Source organism: Pseudoduganella guangdongensis, from assembly GCF_009857475.1.
In the GTDB taxonomy this organism is placed as follows: domain Bacteria; phylum Pseudomonadota; class Gammaproteobacteria; order Burkholderiales; family Burkholderiaceae_D; genus Rugamonas; species Rugamonas guangdongensis.
This window is the reverse complement of sequence record NZ_WWCJ01000020.1, coordinates 57,648-76,698: the sequence shown is the minus strand read 5'-3', so window position 1 is coordinate 76,698 and position 19,051 is coordinate 57,648. Positions and strand designations below refer to the sequence as shown.

At 66.4% G+C, this 19,051-nt stretch carries 16 protein-coding genes; 4 read left to right on the top strand and 12 right to left on the bottom strand.

The window, feature by feature from the left end:
- Positions 1-9: 9 nt before the first annotated feature.
- From GTP41_RS21955 to GTP41_RS21945, 3 genes are all read left to right on the top strand, one after another.
- The gene (locus GTP41_RS21955; RefSeq protein WP_161027725.1) at positions 10-549 is read left to right on the top strand and encodes an FxDxF family PEP-CTERM protein; all 540 of its coding nucleotides are present in this window, start codon (positions 10-12) and stop codon (positions 547-549) included.
- Complete coding sequence (locus GTP41_RS21950) at positions 530-1,282, top strand: spermine/spermidine synthase domain-containing protein (RefSeq protein WP_161027724.1); 753 nt, start codon at positions 530-532, stop codon at positions 1,280-1,282. Before GTP41_RS21955 ends, GTP41_RS21950 begins: the two co-directional genes overlap by 20 nt.
- A gap of 375 nt (positions 1,283-1,657) precedes the next feature.
- Positions 1,658-2,284 (top strand): Crp/Fnr family transcriptional regulator, encoded by a 627-nt coding sequence (locus GTP41_RS21945; RefSeq protein WP_229503004.1) that lies wholly within the window; start codon positions 1,658-1,660, stop codon positions 2,282-2,284.
- A 66-nt stretch (positions 2,285-2,350) separates the two neighbouring features.
- On the opposite strand, the gene GTP41_RS21940 is transcribed toward GTP41_RS21945, so the two are convergent.
- Both GTP41_RS21940 and pdxR read right to left on the bottom strand, forming a co-directional pair.
- On the bottom strand, positions 2,351-2,974 hold the full coding sequence (locus tag GTP41_RS21940) for a Crp/Fnr family transcriptional regulator (RefSeq protein ID WP_161027723.1): 624 nt from the start codon (positions 2,972-2,974) through the stop codon (positions 2,351-2,353).
- A 90-nt stretch (positions 2,975-3,064) separates the two neighbouring features.
- Positions 3,065-4,549, bottom strand: a complete 1,485-nt coding sequence (gene pdxR, locus GTP41_RS21935; protein WP_161027722.1) for a MocR-like pyridoxine biosynthesis transcription factor PdxR — start codon at positions 4,547-4,549, stop codon at positions 3,065-3,067.
- Positions 4,550-4,621: 72 nt separating this feature from the next.
- Here pdxR and GTP41_RS21930 point away from each other — a divergent pair, with 72 nt between their 5' ends.
- On the top strand, positions 4,622-5,269 hold the full coding sequence (locus tag GTP41_RS21930; protein WP_161027721.1) for a pyridoxamine 5'-phosphate oxidase family protein: 648 nt from the start codon (positions 4,622-4,624) through the stop codon (positions 5,267-5,269).
- Positions 5,270-5,273: 4 nt separating this feature from the next.
- Here the strand turns inward: GTP41_RS21930 and GTP41_RS21925 are convergent, their stop codons facing one another.
- The 10 genes from GTP41_RS21925 to GTP41_RS21880 all read right to left on the bottom strand — a co-directional run bounded on the left by GTP41_RS21925 (position 5,274) and on the right by GTP41_RS21880 (position 18,784).
- Positions 5,274-7,001 carry a hypothetical protein gene (locus tag GTP41_RS21925; RefSeq protein ID WP_161027720.1) on the bottom strand — a complete coding sequence of 576 codons (1,728 nt, stop codon included), beginning with the start codon at positions 6,999-7,001 and terminating at the stop codon, positions 5,274-5,276.
- Between the two features lie 2 nt (positions 7,002-7,003).
- Entirely contained in the window at positions 7,004-9,115 is a 2,112-nt protein-coding gene (locus GTP41_RS21920) for a DUF4175 family protein (protein WP_161027719.1), read from the bottom strand.
- On the bottom strand, positions 9,096-10,100 hold the full coding sequence (locus GTP41_RS21915) for a hypothetical protein (protein WP_161027718.1): 1,005 nt from the start codon (positions 10,098-10,100) through the stop codon (positions 9,096-9,098). The genes GTP41_RS21920 and GTP41_RS21915 overlap by 20 nt, the downstream gene beginning before the upstream one ends.
- Positions 10,097-10,987 carry a DUF58 domain-containing protein gene (locus GTP41_RS21910; protein ID WP_161027717.1) on the bottom strand — a complete coding sequence of 297 codons (891 nt, stop codon included), beginning with the start codon at positions 10,985-10,987 and terminating at the stop codon, positions 10,097-10,099. Before GTP41_RS21910 ends, GTP41_RS21915 begins: the two co-directional genes overlap by 4 nt.
- 17 nt (positions 10,988-11,004) lie before the next feature.
- Entirely contained in the window at positions 11,005-12,006 is a 1,002-nt protein-coding gene (locus GTP41_RS21905; RefSeq protein ID WP_161027716.1) for an AAA family ATPase, read from the bottom strand.
- On the bottom strand, positions 12,003-12,623 hold the full coding sequence (locus GTP41_RS21900) for a DUF4159 domain-containing protein (RefSeq protein ID WP_161027715.1): 621 nt from the start codon (positions 12,621-12,623) through the stop codon (positions 12,003-12,005). Before GTP41_RS21900 ends, GTP41_RS21905 begins: the two co-directional genes overlap by 4 nt.
- Positions 12,624-12,693: 70 nt before the next feature.
- Positions 12,694-14,028: a TldD/PmbA family protein gene (locus GTP41_RS21895; RefSeq protein ID WP_161027714.1), complete on the bottom strand. Its 1,335-nt coding sequence runs from the start codon at positions 14,026-14,028 to the stop codon at positions 12,694-12,696.
- A gap of 9 nt (positions 14,029-14,037) precedes the next feature.
- Positions 14,038-15,675 carry a TldD/PmbA family protein gene (locus GTP41_RS21890; RefSeq protein WP_161027713.1) on the bottom strand — a complete coding sequence of 546 codons (1,638 nt, stop codon included), beginning with the start codon at positions 15,673-15,675 and terminating at the stop codon, positions 14,038-14,040.
- Positions 15,676-15,795: 120 nt separating this feature from the next.
- Positions 15,796-17,133: a TldD/PmbA family protein gene (locus GTP41_RS21885; RefSeq protein WP_161027712.1), complete on the bottom strand. Its 1,338-nt coding sequence runs from the start codon at positions 17,131-17,133 to the stop codon at positions 15,796-15,798.
- A 16-nt stretch (positions 17,134-17,149) separates the two neighbouring features.
- Positions 17,150-18,784, bottom strand: a complete 1,635-nt coding sequence (locus GTP41_RS21880) for a TldD/PmbA family protein (RefSeq protein WP_161027711.1) — start codon at positions 18,782-18,784, stop codon at positions 17,150-17,152.
- Positions 18,785-19,051: the final 267 nt, after the last annotated feature.

Genomic DNA, 19,051 nt, shown 5'->3' with positions numbered 1-19,051 from the left:
AGAACGATCATGGAGATGCGCACCTTGCTGCCCGCCAGCGCGCTGGCAGCCCTGCTGGCGGCGGCCCCAGCGGCCCAGGCCGACGACCTGACCAGCAATGTCAACCTGGGCGGCAGCGCCGGCAGCCAGTCCGCCGGCTTCGGCGTCACGCACATCGAGCTGGGCAGCTTTACCGACATCTTTAATTTCTCGCCCAGCAATGGCACCTTCTTCGTCGACGCCAGCCTGGTCAGCATCGGCTTTGCGCCGGCGGCCGACGTGACATTGACTGCGGCCGCCATCAACGGCTACCTCATGAACCTGACCGGGCCCGGCATCTTTGAATACGGCTTCCTGACGCCAACCACCATCATGGGCCCGCTGGTGCTGACCGTGATGGGCTATGTCGATACGCCCGGCGGCGTGGGCCCAGCCTCGGCCAGCTATTCCGGCACGCTCAATATCAGCGCGGTGCCGGAACCCTCGGCCTGGCTGCTGCTGCTGGCCGGCCTGGCCGTGGTGGGCGGGAGCGGGCTGGTAAACTACCGGCATGGAAAACCAACGATTTAAGCAGCCGGGCTTCCCGCCCGCCACCATCACGGAGTTCGAAGGCGTACGTTCGCTGCACCTGGGCACGTCCTGGGTGCAGGGTGCGATGCGCATCAACAAGCCCGACCTGATCGAGCTCGACTACGTGCGCATGATGATGATGTGGACCCTGTTCCAGCACGCGCCGCGCCACATCGTGCAGCTCGGCCTGGGCAGCGCCGCCCTCACCAAATTCAGCTACCGCCAGTTCCCCAAGGCGCGCGTCACGGCGATCGAGCTCAATCCCAATGTGATCGCCATCTGCGAGGAAAAATTCGCCCTGCCGCCGAACGACGGCCGGCTCGACGTGCGGCAGATGAACGCCATGGATTTCGTGCTGGACGCGCGCAACCACGGCACGGTCGATGTGCTGCAGGTGGACCTGTACGACGAGGAGGCGCGCGGCCCGGTGCTCGACACGCCCGAGTTCTACCAGGGCTGCGCCGACTGCCTGGGGCCGGACGGCATCATGACCACCAATGTCTTCGGCGAGTTCGACAACTACGGCAAGAACCTGGAGCACATGGAGCAGGTGTTCGACGCCGTGGTCTGGCTGCCCGAGGTGCACGACGCCAATATCGTGGTGATCGCCTTCAAGCGCGCCCCGTCGATCGATTTTTCCGAGCTCTACGAGCGTGCCGCCCAGATCCGCAAAAGCATGAACCTGGACGCCCGCCCTTGGGTCGACGGGCTGCGCGACTGGATGGAAAGTTAACCCCAGCAGGAAAACGGTTACCACCGTCCCGGGCGGCATTCGCGCCGCCTTGCCCGCCCCCCCCGCCAACGCCCCTGCGGCCCCCGTCCGCTCCGTTCGGCCTGACTCGACGCGCGCCGTGCGCGCTGTCGCCGATGCCGCCCGGCGCCTTCACACAATCCATGACCCCTGCCGTCAGCGGGCGCGTAGTATAGCTACAGCCGGCTGTGCCATTCGTTTAAATAGTTGAAGTTTTTCAGGCACTTATTAAAATGTGGCAGGACCGCCCAACATTACGTTGCTGCTATTGCAGCGCTCCTGACAGTAGTTTATATTGCGGAGCGTCTTGTTTCAAAACGGAAACAATATTGCCATTTAGACCAAGATTAGACTGCGATGCCCGACGTATTCCTACAACAGCGCGAAGAGTTCAGCGCCTACACCATGAGCCGGATCGGCGTCTCGCGCGAACTGTTCGATGAATTCAATCGTTTACTTGCGCCGCACGTCACCCAGCTGCAGTTCCGCAAAGGCGACTACCTGCAACGCGCCGGCGTGCCCGCCAGCGTCGCCTACTGGCTGTACCGCGGCGTGGCGCGGCGCGGCATGCTGACCCGCGACGGCAGCGACGTCACCATGGCTTTCTCCGCCGAAGGCGACTCCTGCGGCTCGCACCACGACCTGCTGGCCGCCGCCGACGGCCAGCCCGCGCAGGAATTCATCATCGCCGAAACGCCGGTCACCGCCGTGCGGGTGGAATGGGCGACCCTGGCCCGGCTGCGCGAAGAGCACAGCATGATGCGCGAGTACTACCTGAAGGTCTCGGAACACTCGATTCGGCGCTACTCGCAGAGCTGCCTGATCCGCAGCATGACTTCCGCCAATTGCCGCCTGGCCGCCTTCCGCGAGCAATACCCCGGCCTCGAGCACCGCATCTCGCAAAAATCGCTCGCCTCCTTCCTCGGCATCACCCCGCAATACATGTCCACCCTGCTGCGCCAAGAAGTTCGGGGTCAGGTCTGACAATCGGACAAACCTTGCGCTGCGCGCAAGGTTTGTCCGATTGTCAGACCTGACCCCGAATTGTTCTTAGGCGGCCTCTTGCTCGCGGCGCATCAGCTGCGACAGGTAGGCCGGCGTGATCTGCAGGTAGGACGCCAGCACTTTCTGCGAGATGCGGCGTTCCAGGTTGGGATACTCGGTGCGGAAGTTGAGCAGGCGCTCGTCGGCGCTGGATGCGGTGTGCGTGACGAAGCGGCGTGCCTGGCTGGAGACGGCAAACTCCAGCATGCGCGTCATGTACGCCATCAGCACCGGATGCTGGCGGCGCAGCACGCTCATCTGCTCCCAGTCGAAGCGGAAGCCCTGCACTGAGGTCTCGGCCACGATGAAGGAGCGCGATGGCTGTTCGCCGCGCACTTCCAGCAAATCTTCATAGGCATTGGCAATATTGCTTTCGGTGGCGAAGCGCATCGTGACTTCGTTGCCGCCTTCGCTCACATAACCCACGCGGGCCACACCGCCGGTCAGCCAGAAGACCTCGCGCGTGGTTTGCCCCACGCGCTGCAGCAGCTCGCCACGGCGGGCGGCGAAAGGCACGGCCAGCGGCGCAATACACTGGCTAGTCTCGTCAAAGAGTTGTTCGTCGACGCCGTAACGCGCCATCATGTCGGCTTTGTAATGCTGCCGCAGCTTCAGGAAATGCTGATTCATTGCGCCCCAGTTATGTTTTTTGTTTTCACTACATCCGGTCAGGCCAGATTTAGTTCATTCTAAAAACAAGCGGTCGTTCGAATTAATCAACTATTTGAACTTTTGCTGGAAATTTTCATATACAGCCAGGTGTACAACACTTGCCAGGCGCCGCACCAGGCCATCCATCTGTTCCGGCGCCACCTGGCCGTAGCCCAGCGCCAGGCCATGCCAGAGGCTCGCCTCCCCCACCGCATGCACGCTGAGGGCATTGACGATGATGCCTTCGCTGGCGCGCGCGCGCCGGCTGATCTCCACGTCCGACAGGCGCGGGTCGTGCCAGCGCAGCGACAGGTGCATGCCGGCCGAGGCGCCCTCCACGCTGGCGATGCTGCCAAGGTGGGTGTGCAGGGCCTGCACCAGCGCGTCGCGCCGCTCCCGGTACAGGCGGCGCATGCGGCGCAGGTGCAGCGCGAACTGGCCGCTGCGCAGGAAGTCGGCCAGCGCCAGCTGGTCGGCGGCGCGTCCGCGCGAAGCCGATTGCTGGCGCATGGCCGCCAGCGGCTGCACCAGCCAGGGCGGCACCACCAGGTAGCCGATGCGCAGGCCGGGGAACATGGTCTTGCTGAAGGTGCCGCAGTACAGCACCGGGGCGTCCGGCTGCAGGCCCTGCATGGACGCCAGCGGCGGCCCGTCGTGGCGGAATTCGCTGTCGTAGTCGTCTTCGATGATCAGGGCGCCGCAGGCGCGCGCGCCGTCGATCAGGGCCAGGCGGCGCGCCAGCGACAGCACGGTGCCGGTCGGGTACTGGTGCGAGGGCGTGGTGTAGATCAGGCGCGGCGGCCGTTCGCGCCAGTCCTGCGGGCGCGGCGCGATGCCCTCGTGGTCGACCTCGATCGCCTCCAGTTTCAGGCTGGCGGCGCGGAAGGCGGCCATGGCGCCGCCGTAGCCGGGGTTTTCCATCCACAGCGTTTCGCCGGCGTCGGCGCAGGCGCGCCCGCACAGGTCAAGGCTGCTTTGGCTGCCGTCGGTGATGAACACTTGCGCCGGTTCGCACACCACGCCGCGCGAGGCGCGCAGGTAGTCGGCGATGGCTTCGCGCAGCACCGGTTCGCCGCACGGGTCGCCGTAGTTCAGCTTATCCGTCGGCAGGGTGCGCCAGGCGCGTTCCAGCATGCGCCGCCACAGGCCGATAGGGAAGCTGGGCAGGTCCGGCACGCCGGGCACGAAGGGCGCGCCGATGGCGGCCGAGACCGTGAGATTGCGCAGGTTTTGCGCGCGCTGCGACAGGCCTTGGTACGGCGCGTCGCTGCTGGCCTGGCGCCGCGGCTCGCAGGCCAGCGCTGCGACCACGGTGCCGCTGCGGTCCGTCGTCACATAGCCTTCGCTGCTCAGCTGCTCGTAGGCGTACAGCACGGTGTTGCGCGCCACGCCCAGTTCCGCCGCCAGGGCGCGCGTGGCGACCAGGCGCGTGCCCGGCGCCAGGGTGCCGTCGCGGATGGCGCTGCGCAGGCATTCGTGCAGCAGGCGTTGGCGCGGCCAGCCATGGTGGCCGTGGCTGGCGGTGAAATTGGCGATCAGCAGCGAGTAATCCAAAAACGTGGCTCCATGGTTTTGCTTGCCCCTGGATCTGTTGCAGGGGCCATCAAATGATTATATTCCGTTGCCATGAAAACATCACATCCACCTTCCGACCGCACCCGCGTGCGTCGTGGCGCCGGCAATGCCGTTTATGAACCTGCACTGGTGCGCGCCATCGTCGATGCCGCCTACCTTTGCCATATCGCCTTCAGCGACGCGCATGGCGCGCATTGCATCCCGACCGCCTGCTGGCGCGAGGGCGACTACCTGTACATCCACGGTTCGAACGGCAGCCGCATGCTGAAGCAGCTGATGGCGCAGGATGCCTGCGTCACCATCACCCACCTGGACGGGCTGGTGCTGGCGCGTTCGGCTTTCAACCATACGATGAACTACCGCTCGGTCATGATCTACGGCCGCTTTGAAATGGTGGACGAGGCGGAGCAGCGCCGCTCGCTGGATGCCTTCATGGAACACCTGGCGCCGGGCCGCAATGCGGAAGTCCGGGGCGGCAACGCCAAGGAGCATGCCGCGACGACGGTGCTGCGCATCGCACTGGCGGAGGCGGCGTGCAAGGTGCGCAGCGGCGGGCCGCTGGACGACGAGGAGGACATGGGCATCGCAGCCTGGGTCGGCGAACTGCCGTTCACGCACCAGCGCGGTGCGCCGGTCACCGATCCGGCCTGCGCGGTGGAGGCGCCGGCCTATGTGCAGCAGTGGGCCAGCAAGGGCTGATACATCAACGCCGCTCGCGCCACCAGAGCGCGAGCAGGCTGGCGGCAAAGGCCAGGCCGAGCAGCCAGCGCGGCAAGGCGCCGCCTAACGCGCCGGCGATGCCGCCCGCGCCTGGGCGCGGGACGCCGGCGCCCGGCTGGCCATCCGCGCCGGCGGCCACGGCCGAGTGCCCCGCGTCCGCGCGCGCAACCGGTTGCAGCGCCAATCCGGCGTAGCGCGCGGTGGCGTCGTGCCGCAGGGCGGCTTGCCACATCGGCCAGTCCTGCGCGCCGAACACGTACAGCTCACTGCGCTCGCCGCCGCTGGCCAGCGGCACCCAGCCTGCCTTGCCGGGCCAGAACGCGACGCACGCCGCATCCGCCCGGTCGCCGCGCGCCTGCCAGCGCAAGGCTTGCTGCCCGACGGTGACAGCGCCGCCAGTGGCCACGCCTTGCGCGCACACTTCACTGCGCAGGCCCGCCAGCGGCATCGGTTCGGCGTCGAGCCAGCGCATCTTCTGCGCGCTGCCCACGGCAGCCAGGTCGACCACCTGCTGCCACCAGGCACCCAGCGCCGCCGGCTCGCTGATCGCATGCCGGTGCCAGTCGCGCACGCCCAGCCACAGGATGCGCCCCTTCTGCCAGTCGCGCTGCCACAACCACGGCTTGCCGTCCTTGTCGCGCGCCACGATCTGCCACGCCGCGCCGCCGGCCGCCACCGGCAACTGCGCGCCGGGGGCGAACGCCAGCGTGGCGCCGGGCAGCGCCAGGTGGCGCACATCTTCCTGTTCGGTGGTGGCCGATAGCGCGGCCAGGCGCAGGCCCAGCTCGCGCTGCCAGAGCGCCGCATCGTCCGCATTGCCGCCCAGGACCAGCAAGGGCACGCCTTGCGCCGCCTGCGCCAGTGCGCTGCGCAAGCCGCCGCGTTCCAGCCAGGCGGCATCGGCCACCATGGCATTCGGCTGCGCCAGCGGCGCGCGCGCCTCCTCGCTGCGGGTGAGCGATTTGCCGAGCGTGGTTTGCCAATCGACGATGGCGTTCGAATCGGTCAGCAGCTGGTTCAGGGCGCGCGTGTCGAAGGATGGCGCGCCGAAGCGGCCTTGCACCTGCAGCGGCACGGCGTCCAGCACGCGCAGCGGCAGCGGGCCTTGAGCGACGGTTTTGCCTTCCTTGTCCAGCAAGCGCGCTTGCAGCACCATCGACTCCGGCATGGGCGGCTGCCATTGCACCGTCAACGCCTGCGTCGCCGCAGTGGCGCGCGACTCGGCCAGCACCTGCCCGTTTTCCGCCAGCAGCTGCAGGCGCCAGCCAGCCTGCGCGTTGCCGCCGCGCCGCGCGGTGAGCGCGAAGCTGCGGCCCAGCGGCAAGGCGCGCGGGAAATCGAGCCACAGCAGGCCGTCCTGCGCCGGCTGCCATTGCACGCGGCGCACCGGCAGGTCGCGCCATTGCGCCTCGTGCAGGCCGTGGCCGCGCACGTCAATGCTGTCCGCTTCCGGCAAACTGGCCAGCGCAGCAGCCATGCCATCGGCCGGCGCAAGCATGGCGCCGGCCGGCGCTGCGCGCCAGTCCTCGGAATCCAGTAGCACGGCCCGCCCCGCGGGTCCGGGCGCCGTGGGCGCGGCCAGCAACGCTGCCAGCGACACGCCCGCCAGTCCGGCCAGCGCCGCATCCGGCCAGCGCTTCTTGCGCGCATACAGGAATGCGCTCGCCGCGCCGGCAATGGCGGCGCCGCTGCACAGCAAATTAATATCCACGCTCACGGCGCTCCCTTCCCTTGCAAAGCCTGGCCGAAACGCGTTTGCGCCTGCGGGCGCGCCTGCAGCAGCACGACCGGTTGCGACACCGTCGCGCGCAGCCAGGCGCGCAACTGGGCGCGGCACGGCTGGCAGCCGTCGGCCACATCCTGCACCGCCGCTTGCGCCGCCAGGCGTTGTTCTTCATCCGCCATGCGCGCCACGGCCTCGCGTGCTGCCTTGCTCCACAACGCAGGCAGCGCGCCGTCGCCGCCAAGCACTTGCACCAGCTCGCGCACATCGGCCGGTACCAACTCGTTCGCCGCCGCCTGCGCGCGCCGGTAGCTTGCCGCGCCGGCCATGTCGCCGCTCATGCGCTTCTCTTCCTTGATCGCGGGCGGCACGAAAGCCGTGCGGTGCAGGTAGACGCGTTCGGCCTGCTGCAATTCCTTGATGGCGCCGAGCGCCTTGTATTCGGGCGGCAGGGCCGGTTTCGGCGCAATCGCGCGCAATTGCTTCTCCGCGTCCCACATGGCCGCCAGGGCGCGCCGCAGCACCTCCTTGGTGGCGGGGTCGAAGATGGTGGCGTTGCCTTCCTGGTCGTGGGCGTGGCCGAACTGCGAGGCGATATCGCCGGTGCCAAAGCCGCCCGGCCCCTGCGTCGCGCCGCCGCCCCCGGCGCCGCCGTGTTCGTGGCCGTCGCCTTCGCTATGCTCCTCCTCGCCGAACAGCGACGACTCCTCGCCCAGGAACTGGCCGTAGCGCAGGCGCAGCTTGGCCTGGTCGCCGGCGATCTTCTCGCTGCGCGCGCGAAGTTCGGCGGCGCCGATGCGCGGCATGTCGGCCACCAGTTGCTCGGTGTCGATGATGATCTGGCGCTGGCTGCGCAGGTTCTCCGGCTTCACCATGGAAGGCAGCGCGGTCGACTCCAGCGACTCGCCCTGCGCGCCGGGCAGGCGCAGCGTGTAGGTCGGCGACTGGGCGATATGCGGTTCGGGCGCGTTGTCGCTGGCGCGCACGAAGAAGTACAGCTCGTCGCCGGGCTCCATGCCCAGCTCCTTCAGCATCCATTGCTTGCTCCAGCTGCGCTTGCGCGGGTCGGCCGATGCGGGCAGCGGGCTTTCCTTGTCGGTGAAGCGGATGTTCTCGCCGCTGCCGCGCGCCAGCGTCATATGCAGCGTCGCTTTGACGATGGCGTAGTCGTCGCTGACGCTGACCGCGATCTGCGCGCTTTGCGCATCGGGCTTCAGGACGCTGACCGATTCATTGGGTGCGGAGATGGCGACTTGCGGCGCCTGGTCCGGCGTGACGCGGATGGTGTAGCGCTGCGCGCCGTCCTTGCGGCTGCGCCAGAAAACGGAGTCGCTGGCCAGCATTTCGGCGCACCCGCCTTGCGCGGCCTGCAGGGTGTGGCCGTCGCTCAGTTCAATCGTCGCGTCGGCGCCGTGGGCGCACCAGCGAAGCTTGCTGTGCTGCGGTACCTGCAGGTCGCGCGGGGCGCCGTCGCTGGGCTTGGCGCCGGTATAGGCTGGCGGGATGGCGTGCAGGCTGATGCCGGCTTTGGCGATGGCGGCCTTGGTCGCTTGCGTACCGCCCGCCGGCGCCATGCGCTGCGGGGTGTGCGCCAGGGCGTAAGCCCAGGCGCTGGCGGCGGCCAGCGCCGCCAGCGCCAATGGGATGGCGTTGAAGCGTGCTTTCTGGTTGGCGATGCCGCGCAGCCGCTGGTCGTCCAGGGCGCTGTCGATGCGGGCCAGCAGACGCTTGCGCTGCAGGTCGCCGAGCGGGGTGCCGGCGGCTGCGACCAGCAGGGTGCTGCTGTCTTCCAGCTCGGGGATGGCGGCGTTCAGCCATGCGGGGAGCTGCTCGTCGATGCGCTTGCGCCAGAGGGCGAAGTCGGCGGCGGCCCACAGCAGGGCTGCGGCGGCCAGGGCGAGGGGGACGGTGAGGCTGATGGCCCTGCCGTCGCGGGCGGCACTGGCGCTGTCGGCGGGGCCGAAGGCGCCGGCCAGGAGGGCGGCGGCCAGCGCGATGGCGGGCAGCAGCGGCAGCAGCCAGCTGGCGGCGCGGCGCCGGATCAGGGCTTGCAGCATGCGCTGGCGCACGCTGGCCAGGTGGTCAGCTGCGGCGGCGGACATGGGTCAGGGTCCTTTCGATGGCAAACAGCGCTAGCAGGGCGATGGCGAGCCATTCGGGAGAGCGGGCCAGCGGGGTTGGCAGTGGTTTGGTGCGTTCGGCGCGGAATTGCTGCGCTGGCAGCGGGTGCGGCGCCGGGCGCGCTGTGGCGGCCTGCCAGCGTTCGTACAGGGCGCGGGCGGCGTCGACCTCTTGCAGCGGCCATTGCGGCGCGGTCCAGGTGAGGCCTTGCGGGCTTTGGGTTTGTCCGGTGGCGGCGGCGGTGCGCCACCAGAGTTTGGCCTGCCAGGATGGCGGCGGTTGCGTGTCGGGCTTGTCCCAGACGATCAGTTCGGTCGATGCGCTGGGGGCGTCGCTGAGGACGTAGCGGTGGGCGCCGTCGGCTGCGGTGCTGAAGGCGGCGAACAGGGCTTGCCAGCGCGGCAGGCGGTCGGCACTCGTCACTACCACTACCTGCCGCTCGCGCGGTGCCGCGACCTTCGGTGCGGCGGCGGGAGCTGCGGCGACGCGCAGGTCGATGGAGTGGGCCAGGCGCGGCGGGAGCGCGGGCATGGCGGCAGCGGCTTCGGGAGCGAGGATCAGGAAGCGCGCTTCGGGGCGCCACTCATGCTCGTTGCGGGCGAGCCAGTTCCACGCGTCGTCCGGCAAAGGCTGGCGCGCAGCGCTGCCCATGCCGGCGGCGGCGATTTGCTGCTCGGCCCACGCGGAGCGTTCCAGCGCGGCGGCGATAAATACGGTATCGCCCTTCCACGGCATGGCCAAGACCGCCAGCCAGGCGATCAGGACGACCAGCAGCGCCAGGCGCGCCAGCAGCAGCGGCACGTCGGACCAGCGCAGCACCCGCTGCTGCTGCGGCAAGGCCGCCGGCAGGAAGCGCGCCGTGGCGAGGAAGTCGGTGCGCGTGCGCTCGCGTTTGCGCATATGCCACCACACCGGCAGCAACAGCAGCGGCAGGGCGAACCACCACAAAGGCTGCATGCTGGTCATGGCCGGCGCGCCTCCGGGTTGCGCAGCCACGCGCGCAGCACTTCCACCAGCGGCTGCTCGATGCGCGCCTCGCACAAGGGCACATCGTGCCGGCGGCATGCGGTGCGCACGGCCTCGAAATGGGCTTCGAGCGCTGCGCGGTAAGCGTCACGGTCGGCGCGGCTGAAGCTGTGCAGCCCCGCGCCCTCTTCCGGATCGCGGTAGGCGTGGCCCGGCGCGATGTTTCCTTCTGCTTCAGCCTCGGTGCGCAGGGCCAGCATGCGCACGTCATGCCGCATATGGCGCAGGCGCACCAGCGCCTCGCCCAGCGGCGACGGCCAGTCCAGCGCGTCGGTCGCGGCAAACACCATGCTTTGCGAGCGCGCGAAATGCAGGCTGGCGCGCAAGGTCTCCGCATCCGGCAATTCGCCGGACGGCGTGGCGCGCTGTAACGCCGCCAGCACGCGCTGCAACTGGCGCGGGCCGCGCGAGGCCGGCGTGAATTCAATGCGTCCGCCCGACAGCACCAGCAGCCCGAAGGCATCGCCCTGGCGCTGCGCAATCGCCGCCACGCAAGCCAGCGCGGTGCGCGCGAACCAGTGCTTGCTCAAGCCCTGCACCCGGCGGCTCGGTTCGGCCATGGAGGCGGTGGCGTCCAGCACCAGCCAGCTCGCGACGTGGCTGTCGCGCTCCGCCTCGCGCACGTAATAGCGGTCGGCGCGCGCCAGCAGCTTCCAGTCGACGCGGCGCCACTCGTCGCCCGGCGCATAGGCGCGGTACTCGGAGAATTCAACGCCGGCGCCGCGTTCGCGGCCGGCGTGGATGCCATGGCCGAGACCCGCCAGCACGTGGCGGATCACCAGCTCAAGGTCTGCGGAATGCGCCAGCAGCGCAGGGGTTTCCAACATTGCTCGGTCGACCGGGATTATTCAGGCTTGATGGCGTCGCGCAGCGCGGCCAGGATGTCGGCGATGGCAATGCCGTCCGCCTCCGCCTCGAAGTTGCGCAGCACGCGGTGCGCCAGCACCGGCAGCAGCATGTGGCCGATATCCTCGCGCGTCACGGCCAGGCGGCCCTGCATCAGGGCGCGCGCCTTGGATGCCAGCACCAGCGCCTGCCCTGCGCGCGGTCCGGCGCCCCAGCCGACGTGCTTCTTCACCGCCTCCACGGTCGTCTCGCGCGGACGGGTGGCGCGCACCAGGCGCGTCGCATAGCGCAGCAGGTGCTCGCCGATTTCGATATCGCGCACCAGGGCCTGCAGGCGCAGCAGCGATTCCACGTCCATCGCCGGCTCGGCGTCTTTCAGGCCGGCGTGGGTGGTGGCCGAGACCATGGCGATTTCCTCGTCCTCGCTCGGGTAGCCGACGTCGATATGCAGCAGGAAGCGGTCCAGCTGCGCTTCCGGCAGCGGATAGGTGCCGGCCTGCTCGATCGGGTTCTGCGTCGCCAGCACGAAGAAGGGACGCGGCAGCTTGTGCGTCTGGCCGGCGAAGGTCACCGAGCGCTCCTGCATCGCCTCCAGCAGGGCCGACTGCGTCTTCGGCGGCGCGCGGTTGATCTCGTCCGCCAGCAGCACTTGCGTGAACACTGGGCCTTGCTGGAAGCGGAACTCGCGCTTTTTGGTGGCGTGGTCTTCTTCCAGGATCTCAGTGCCGACGATATCGGACGGCATCAGGTCCGGCGTGAACTGCACGCGGCGGAACTCCATGTCGGTGGCCTGCGCCAGCGACTTGACCAGCAGGGTCTTGCCCAGGCCCGGCACGCCTTCCACCAGCGCGTGGCCGCCGGCCAGCAGGCAGATGATCAGCGATTCGATCACCTCTTCCTGGCCGATGATAACCTTACCCATGCTGGCCTTCAGGGCCTTCACCTTGGCGTGCAATACGCCGATTTCGTTCTCGCTCCAGCCGCTTTCAGCCACGGTCATGCTCCCAACGCGTATTGAATGATATTGACTGCGAAGCGCGTGTTGTCGATTGCCAGCCAGCGCTTGTTGCGGAAGTCATAGTCCCACTCGCAGCCATAGTCCTTATTGCTATACAAAAGCCTGATGCGGCCGTTGAATTCAACGGCTTTCAGGTAGTCGTGCACCAGGTCGTCGCCCCAGCCGTTCAACTCCATCGAGGTATTCGGCGGGCCGTCGAACTTGAAGAAGGCCGAATACAGCGGGTGGTTGTTGGGGATCTTGCGCAGCGCCTTGGCGCCGAAGATCTTCGCCACTTCCGCCTCGAACGATTTCGCGAACAGGCCGTCGATGTCGTGGTTGCAGTCGTCGACAAAGACGAAGCCGCCGCCCTTCACGTAGCGCTCGAAGTTTTTGCGTTCCGCCGCGGTGAATTGCACCAGCTTGTGGCCGGCCAGGTAGCAGAACGGCGCCTCCAGCATCTTCGGGTCGGACAGGGCCACGATGCGCTCGACGGGGTCAACTTTCAGGGTCGTGTATTCGACCAGCGAGTTGAGCACGTTGCTTGGCATGCGGATGTCCACGTCCCAGTCGCCCGATTCGTAGGTCAGGCGCGTGAAGTAGAAGTCGTAAGCTGGCATTTCTTAACCCTGCCAATGCAGGCTGCGCGGACGGGGTCCGACCCTCGGGTCTGACCCCGCTTTTCCGGGTTTAAACCGCATCCGACAGCGAAGTAAAGTTAAAGTCCCGCACCTTCATCGCAGGAATCATCAGCTTGCGCGCATCGGTATCGCCGATCAGCACCGGACGCCCCAGTTCATCGATATTGTTCAGCATCGACACCGGGCTGTCATTGAAGCGGAAGTTCTTCACCGGATGCTTCACCTTGCCGTTCTCGATATAGAAGGTGCCATCGCGCGTCAGCCCGGTCAGCGCCACCGACTGCGGATCCACCATGCGGATATACCAGGTGCGCGTCACCAGGATGCCCTTCTTGGTCGAAGCAATCAGCTCCTCGGTCGAACGCGAGCCGCCCGCCATGATGATATTGCCCGCCGGCGGCGTGGCAACCTTGCCTTGCTTCTGCGCCCAATAACGGTTGTAATCCAGCGAAGTGATCACGCCGCCCTTGATCAGGTCGCGGCGCGCGCGCGCCTGCATCGACCCCTGGTCCCACGGCAGCACCGGCGCGTTGGCATCCCACGGATCGGTCCAGACGTTCACCTGCTCGTCGAACAGCTTGTCGCCCAGGCGGTTCGCCCCGCCCTTCTTGGACAGGAAGCTGCGGCCCTCATCTGCAGAGCGCGCGTCGAAAGCGTTGAACATGAAGTTCAGCAGGTCGTTGGTGGCAGCCGGCTCCATCACCACGGTGTAGCGGCCCGGCTCCAGCGCCTTGGCATCGACCGAACGCAGGGCTTTTTCAATCGCGATATCGGAAGCGGCGCGCGGGTCGAACGACTTCGGATCGTAGGCAGCGCGGCTCACCCAGCCCGAACCCTTGCCGTCGTTAGTGCGGGTGGTCACGGTGAAGTTCAGGCCCGCCAGTTCCTGGTAGCCGAACACGCCGTTCGAGTTGGCGATGCAGTCAAAGCCCACGCTGTCGTTAAAGAAGCCCGCCGCCTGCAGGCCGGCCTTCTTGGCCGCCTCGATGCTGGCGAACGCGACGTCGGCGCGAAAATCCGGGTTGAATGCATCCGAATTGCGGCTGAAGGTGTTGGTCGCCTTGAAATCCTGCTTGCCCACGGCCGGCATGAACTCCGGATTCTCTGGCGCCAGGCGCGCGATTTCCTCGGCGCGGCGCACGGCGGCTTCCAGCGACTTGGCGTCGAACTGGTTGCAGGTGGCCGAGCCCTGCTTCTTGCCGAAAGCGACGCTCACCACCAGGGTGGTGTCCTCCACCTGGCCGGCGGTGGACACGCTGTTGTTCGCGTAGCGCACATTGCCTTTGCGGCTGCCGCCCAAGTTGATGCGGCACTCATCGGCCTTGGACATGGCCATCACTTTGTCGCAGATGCTTTTTGCTTCGTCTTTGCTCAAGAGTTTCATGTCGCGTCCTTAATCAATCTTGCGGGCAGTGTTGATCACATTGATAGCGTTAAAGCGGGTGGTCGAGGAACCGTGCGAAACGGCGCTGACCTGGCTAGGCTGGCCTTTGCCGTCGAAGAAGGAGCCGCCCATGCGCCAGTCTTTCTGGTCGCAGATCGCGGAGCAGGAGTTCCAGAACTCCTGGGTGTTCGACTGGTAGGCCACGTCGTTCAGCATCTGGCCCACTTTGCCGTCCTTGATTTCGTAGAACAGCTGGCCGCCGAACTGGAAGTTGTAGCGCTGCTGGTCGATCGAGTAGGAGCCGCGGCCCAGGATGTAGATGCCCTTCTTCACGTCCTTCACCATATCGTCCGGCGACAGGGTCTTCTTCCCAGCCTCCAGCGAGATGTTCGGCATGCGCTGGAACTGCACGCTGCTCCAGGAGTCGGCATACGAGCAGCCGTGCGACTCCTTCTCGCCGATGATGTGGGCCTGGTCGCGCGTGGCCTGGTAGTTGACCAGGATGCCGTTGCGGATGATGTCCCACTTCTTGGATGCGACGCCCTCGTCGTCGTAGCCCACATTGCCGAGCGAACCCGGGGTGGTCTTGTCGGCGAAGAAGTTGACGTTGTCGGCGCCGTACTTGAAGTTCTTGCCCTTCCATTTGTCCAGCGTGGCGAAGGAGGTGCCGGCGTAGTTGGCTTCATAGCCCAGCACGCGGTCCAGCTCCGTGGCGTGGCCGACGTTTTCGTGGATGGTCAGGAACAGGTGTTCCGGGCTCAGCACCAGGTCGTATTTGCCCGGTTCGACCGATTTGGCCGAGAGCTTTTCGCGCGCCTGCTTGCCGGCCGCGCGCGCATCTTCGATGATGTCGTAGCCGCCGTTATAGAGCTGGGTCACGCCGCCCGCCGCGCGCACCTTGTGCTCCGGTTTGGCGTCGAAGAACTCAAAGCCCATGCCGGCCGGCGAGGACAGGCCGTCGCGCGTGCGGAACTTGCCGGTCGCCTTGTCCACCGCGGTGGCGGTGAACGGCGACCACAGGCGGTGCACATCCTGGTCGATGTAGGAGCCGTCGGTGGAGGCGAAGTACTTCTGCTGGTTGACCTGGAACAGGCTGGAGGTCATGAAGGAGGCGCCCGCGTCCAGGCCGGCCTTGTTGGCGGCCAGCAGCAGGTCGGCCTTCTCCTTGACCGGCACGGTGCGCCAGTCCTTCTTGAAAGGCGTCTGCCACGCCACTTCGCCCACGCCCTTCACCGGCGCCAGTTGCACCGGCGCGGTTTGCAGGCGGGCGTTGGCGCGCGCGATGGCAACCGCCTGGCGCGCGGCATCGGCCACGGCGTCCACGGTCAGCGCATTGGTGGCGGCGAAGCCGTAAGCGCCGTTGGCGATCACGCGCACGCCGACGCCGGTCGACTCGGTGTTGACGATGTTTTCCACGCGCGTGTCGCGGGTGGTAACGAACTGGTTCAGGTAGCGGCCGATGCGCACGTCGCAATAGCTGGCGCCGGCCTTGGTGGCGGCGTTCAGGGCGGCGTCGGCCAGCTCTTTTTTGAACTTGCGCGCCATGGGGCTCATCAAGTCTTCGGCGGCAATGGCGTTACCGAAGACGGGGACCAGCATGGTACCGCCGGTTGCGGCGGCGACTTTCAGGAAGGATCTGCGTTCCACAATTACTCCAAAAACTAAAACCGGTAACCCGGTGTCAGACCCGCAGGGTCTGACACCTTGATGACGCGGCGGTCGCGGACCGGGTGCCTGACCCTGCGGGTCAGGCACCGCAGTACCGGTTTAAACAGCGTCCGACAAGGAGGTGAAGTTAAAGTCCCTCACCTTCATCGCCGGAATCAACAGCTGGAACTGCGACTCATCGCCCGCCAGCACTTCCGGACGGCCCAGCTCCTCGATATTGTTCAACATCGTCACCGGCGACTCATTGAAGCGGAAGTTCTTCACCGGATGCTTGATCTTGCCGTTCTCGATATAGAAGGTGCCATCGCGCGTCAGCCCGGTCAGCAGCACCGTTTGCGGATCCACCATGCGGATATACCAGGTGCGCGTCACCAGGATGCCCTTCTTGGTCGAAGCAATCATCTCCTCGGTCGACTTGGAGCCGCCCGCCATGATGATATTGCCCGGCGTGCCGATCGCGCGCTGGCCCTGCTTCTTGCCCCAGAACGGCGAATAGCCCAGGGAGGCGATTTTGCCGTTCTTGATGATGTCCATGCGCTCGCGCGCCAGCAAGGTCTGGTTATCCCACGGCAGCACGGGAATATCCTTGTCCCACGGATCGGCCCACACGTTCACCTGCTCGTCGAACAGCTTCTCGCCCATGCGGTTGCCGCCGCCCTTCTTGGCCAGGAAGCTGCGGCCCTCGTCGGCCGAACGCGCGTCGAAGCTGTTGAACATGTACGCCAGCAGGTCCGACGTCGCCGCCGGCTCCAGGATCACGGTATAGCGGCCCGGCTCCAGCGCCTTCGCCTCCGCCGAGCGGATCGCCTTCTCCATCGCCACTTCCGCCGCGGCGCGCGGATCGAAGCGCGTCACGTCCTGCGCATCGCGCCGCACCCAGCCCGAGCCGCGCCCGTCTTCGGTGCGCACGGTGCAGGTGAAGTCGATGCCGGTCTGCGCCTGGTGGCCGAACACGCCGCGCGAGTTGGCCACGGTTTCAAACGACGACTGGTCGGTGAAGAAGCCTGCAGCCACCAGACCCTTCTTCTTGCACGCCTCGATGCTGTAGGCCGCCACCTGCGCGCGGTACTCAGGATCGATGGCGTCGGTCGACTTGCTGAAGGTGGTGGACGCCTTGAACGCCTGCTTGTCCGGAGTCGGCATGAACTCCGGATTTTCCGGCGCCAGCTTGGCCAGCTCCTCGGCGCGCTGCACGGCCTTGGCCAGCGACTTGTCGTCGAACTCATTGATGACCGCCGTGCCCTGCTTCTTGCCGAAGGCGACCGACACCGTCAGCTGGGTGTTCTCCACCAGCCCGGCGGTCGACACTGCGTTGCGCGCATAGCGGATATTGCCGGTGCGCGCGCCGTTGATAGTGACGATGCATTCATCGGCTTTGCTCAGCGACAGCACCTTGTCGGCAATGCGCTTGGTTTCTTCCTGGTTCAGGATCTTCATTCCTTATCCTCCGGGATCAGCCGATTTTGCGGGCGGTGTTGATCACATTGATGCCGTTGAAACGGGTGGTGGAAGACCCGTGCGACACCGCGCTCACCTGCATCGGCTGACCTTTGCCGTCGAAGAAGGAACCGCCCATACGCCAGTCGCGCTCATCGCACATGGAATGACAGGCATTCCAGAATTCCTGGGTGTTGGACTGGTAGGCCACGTCTTCCAGCATCTGGCCGATCTTGCCGTCCTTGATTTCGTAGAACAGCTGGCCGCCGAACTGGAAGTTGTAGCGCTGCTGGTCGATCGAGAAGGAACCGGCGCCGACGATGTAGATGCCCTTTTTGACATCCTTCACCAGCTCGTCCGGGGTCAGCTTCTTCTTGCCCGCTTTCAGGGACACGTTCGGCATGCGCTGGAACTGCACATTGCTCCAGGAGTCGGCGTAGGAGCAGCCATGCGATTCCTTCTCGCCGATGACCGCCGCCTGGTCGCGCGTGGCCTGGTAGTTGACCAGGATGCCGTCCTTGATGATGTCCCACTTCTTGCACTTGACGCCTTCGTCGTCGTAGCCGACCGCGCCCAGCGAACCCAGGATCACCTTGTCGGCTTCGATGTTGACCAGGTCGGCGCCGTACTTGAATTTCTTCGACTGCTGCTTGTCCAGGGTCGCAAAGGAAGTGCCGGCGAAGTTCGCCTCATAGCCCAGCACGCGATCGAGCTCGGTCGGGTGGCCCACCGATTCGTGGATGGTCAGCCACATATGTTCCGGCGACAGCACCAGGTCGTACTTGCCCGGCTCCACCGACTTGGCGGAAAGCTTCTCCTTGGCTTGACGGCCGGCCGCCTTGGCATCCTCGATCAGGTCGTAGGAACGGTTGTACAGCGTCGCCACGCCGCCCGCCGCCTTGACCTTGTCCTCCTTGCGGCCGTCCAGGTATTCATAGCCCATGCCGACCGGGGTGCCCAGGTCCGAACGGGCGCGGAACTTGCCGGTCGACTTGTCGACGGCGGTGGCAAAGAACGGCACCCACAGGCGGTGCAGGTCCTGGTCGATATAGGAACCGTCGGTGGAAGCGAAATACTTCTGCTGGTTCACCTGGAACAGCAAGGACTGGATGAAGGAAGCGCCCGATTCCAGCGCGCCCTTGTTGGCGGTGATCAGCAGGTCCGCCTTCTCCTTGATCGGCACGGTGCGCCAATCCTTCTTGATCGGGGTGGCCCAGGACACTTCGCCCACGCCAGGGGTGGGCGCCAGCTGCACGCCGGCCGCCTGCAGCTTGGAATTGGCCTTGGCGATGGCAACCGCCTGGCGCGCCGCGCCGGCCACGCCGTCCGGCGACATATCGCTGGTCGCGGCAAAACCGTAGGCGCCGTTCGCGATCACGCGCACGCCCACGCCTGCGGACTCGGTATTGGTGACGTTTTCGATGTTCAGGTCACGGGTCGTGATGAACTGGTTCAGGTAGCGCCCGATGCGCACATCGCAGTAGCTGGCGCCGGCCTGGGTCGCCGCGGTCAGCGCGGTATCAGCCAGCATCTTCTTGAACTTCACTTCCACGGGCTTGATCAGCTCGTCGGCCGCGATGGCGCGGCCAAAAGGCATCATCATGGCGGCCATTGCCCCGCCGCTCATGTTGAGGAATGCACGTCGTTCCATAGTCTCTCCAGGGTTATCGTTTTTACCTAAGACAGCTTGCAGGAGTCCAATCGTACGCAATTTTTATGCCATTGTGTAAAGCTTGTACAAAGCTGAAACAATTGGGGGAAAACCGGTGCCAGGTCTGTCATTCGGACACGGGCTCGGCCGCTACGCGGCAGAGCCCGTGTCCGAATGACAGACCTGGCACCGGTTTTGCTGTCCGGGAAGTGTCCGCGCACCGTCCGCGCGGACACTTGACCGGGCGGACGGCTTGCCCGATCATCA

What these genes read in the sequence shown, in the direction of transcription:
- GTP41_RS21955 (WP_161027725.1), top strand. Translation starts at nt 10, where the DNA reads ATGGAGATGCGCACCTTGCTGCCCGCCAGCGCGCTGGCAGCCCTGCTG.
- GTP41_RS21950 (WP_161027724.1), top strand. Translation starts at nt 530, where the DNA reads ATGGAAAACCAACGATTTAAGCAGCCGGGCTTCCCGCCCGCCACCATC.
- GTP41_RS21945 (WP_229503004.1), top strand. Translation starts at nt 1,658, where the DNA reads ATGCCCGACGTATTCCTACAACAGCGCGAAGAGTTCAGCGCCTACACC.
- GTP41_RS21940 (WP_161027723.1), bottom strand. Translation starts at nt 2,974, where the DNA reads ATGAATCAGCATTTCCTGAAGCTGCGGCAGCATTACAAAGCCGACATG.
- GTP41_RS21930 (WP_161027721.1), top strand. Translation starts at nt 4,622, where the DNA reads ATGAAAACATCACATCCACCTTCCGACCGCACCCGCGTGCGTCGTGGC.
- GTP41_RS21920 (WP_161027719.1), bottom strand. Translation starts at nt 9,115, where the DNA reads ATGTCCGCCGCCGCAGCTGACCACCTGGCCAGCGTGCGCCAGCGCATG.
- GTP41_RS21915 (WP_161027718.1), bottom strand. Translation starts at nt 10,100, where the DNA reads ATGACCAGCATGCAGCCTTTGTGGTGGTTCGCCCTGCCGCTGCTGTTG.
- GTP41_RS21910 (WP_161027717.1), bottom strand. Translation starts at nt 10,987, where the DNA reads ATGTTGGAAACCCCTGCGCTGCTGGCGCATTCCGCAGACCTTGAGCTG.
- GTP41_RS21905 (WP_161027716.1), bottom strand. Translation starts at nt 12,006, where the DNA reads ATGACCGTGGCTGAAAGCGGCTGGAGCGAGAACGAAATCGGCGTATTG.
- GTP41_RS21900 (WP_161027715.1), bottom strand. Translation starts at nt 12,623, where the DNA reads ATGCCAGCTTACGACTTCTACTTCACGCGCCTGACCTACGAATCGGGC.
- GTP41_RS21895 (WP_161027714.1), bottom strand. Translation starts at nt 14,028, where the DNA reads ATGAAACTCTTGAGCAAAGACGAAGCAAAAAGCATCTGCGACAAAGTG.
- GTP41_RS21885 (WP_161027712.1), bottom strand. Translation starts at nt 17,133, where the DNA reads ATGAAGATCCTGAACCAGGAAGAAACCAAGCGCATTGCCGACAAGGTG.
- GTP41_RS21880 (WP_161027711.1), bottom strand. Translation starts at nt 18,784, where the DNA reads ATGGAACGACGTGCATTCCTCAACATGAGCGGCGGGGCAATGGCCGCC.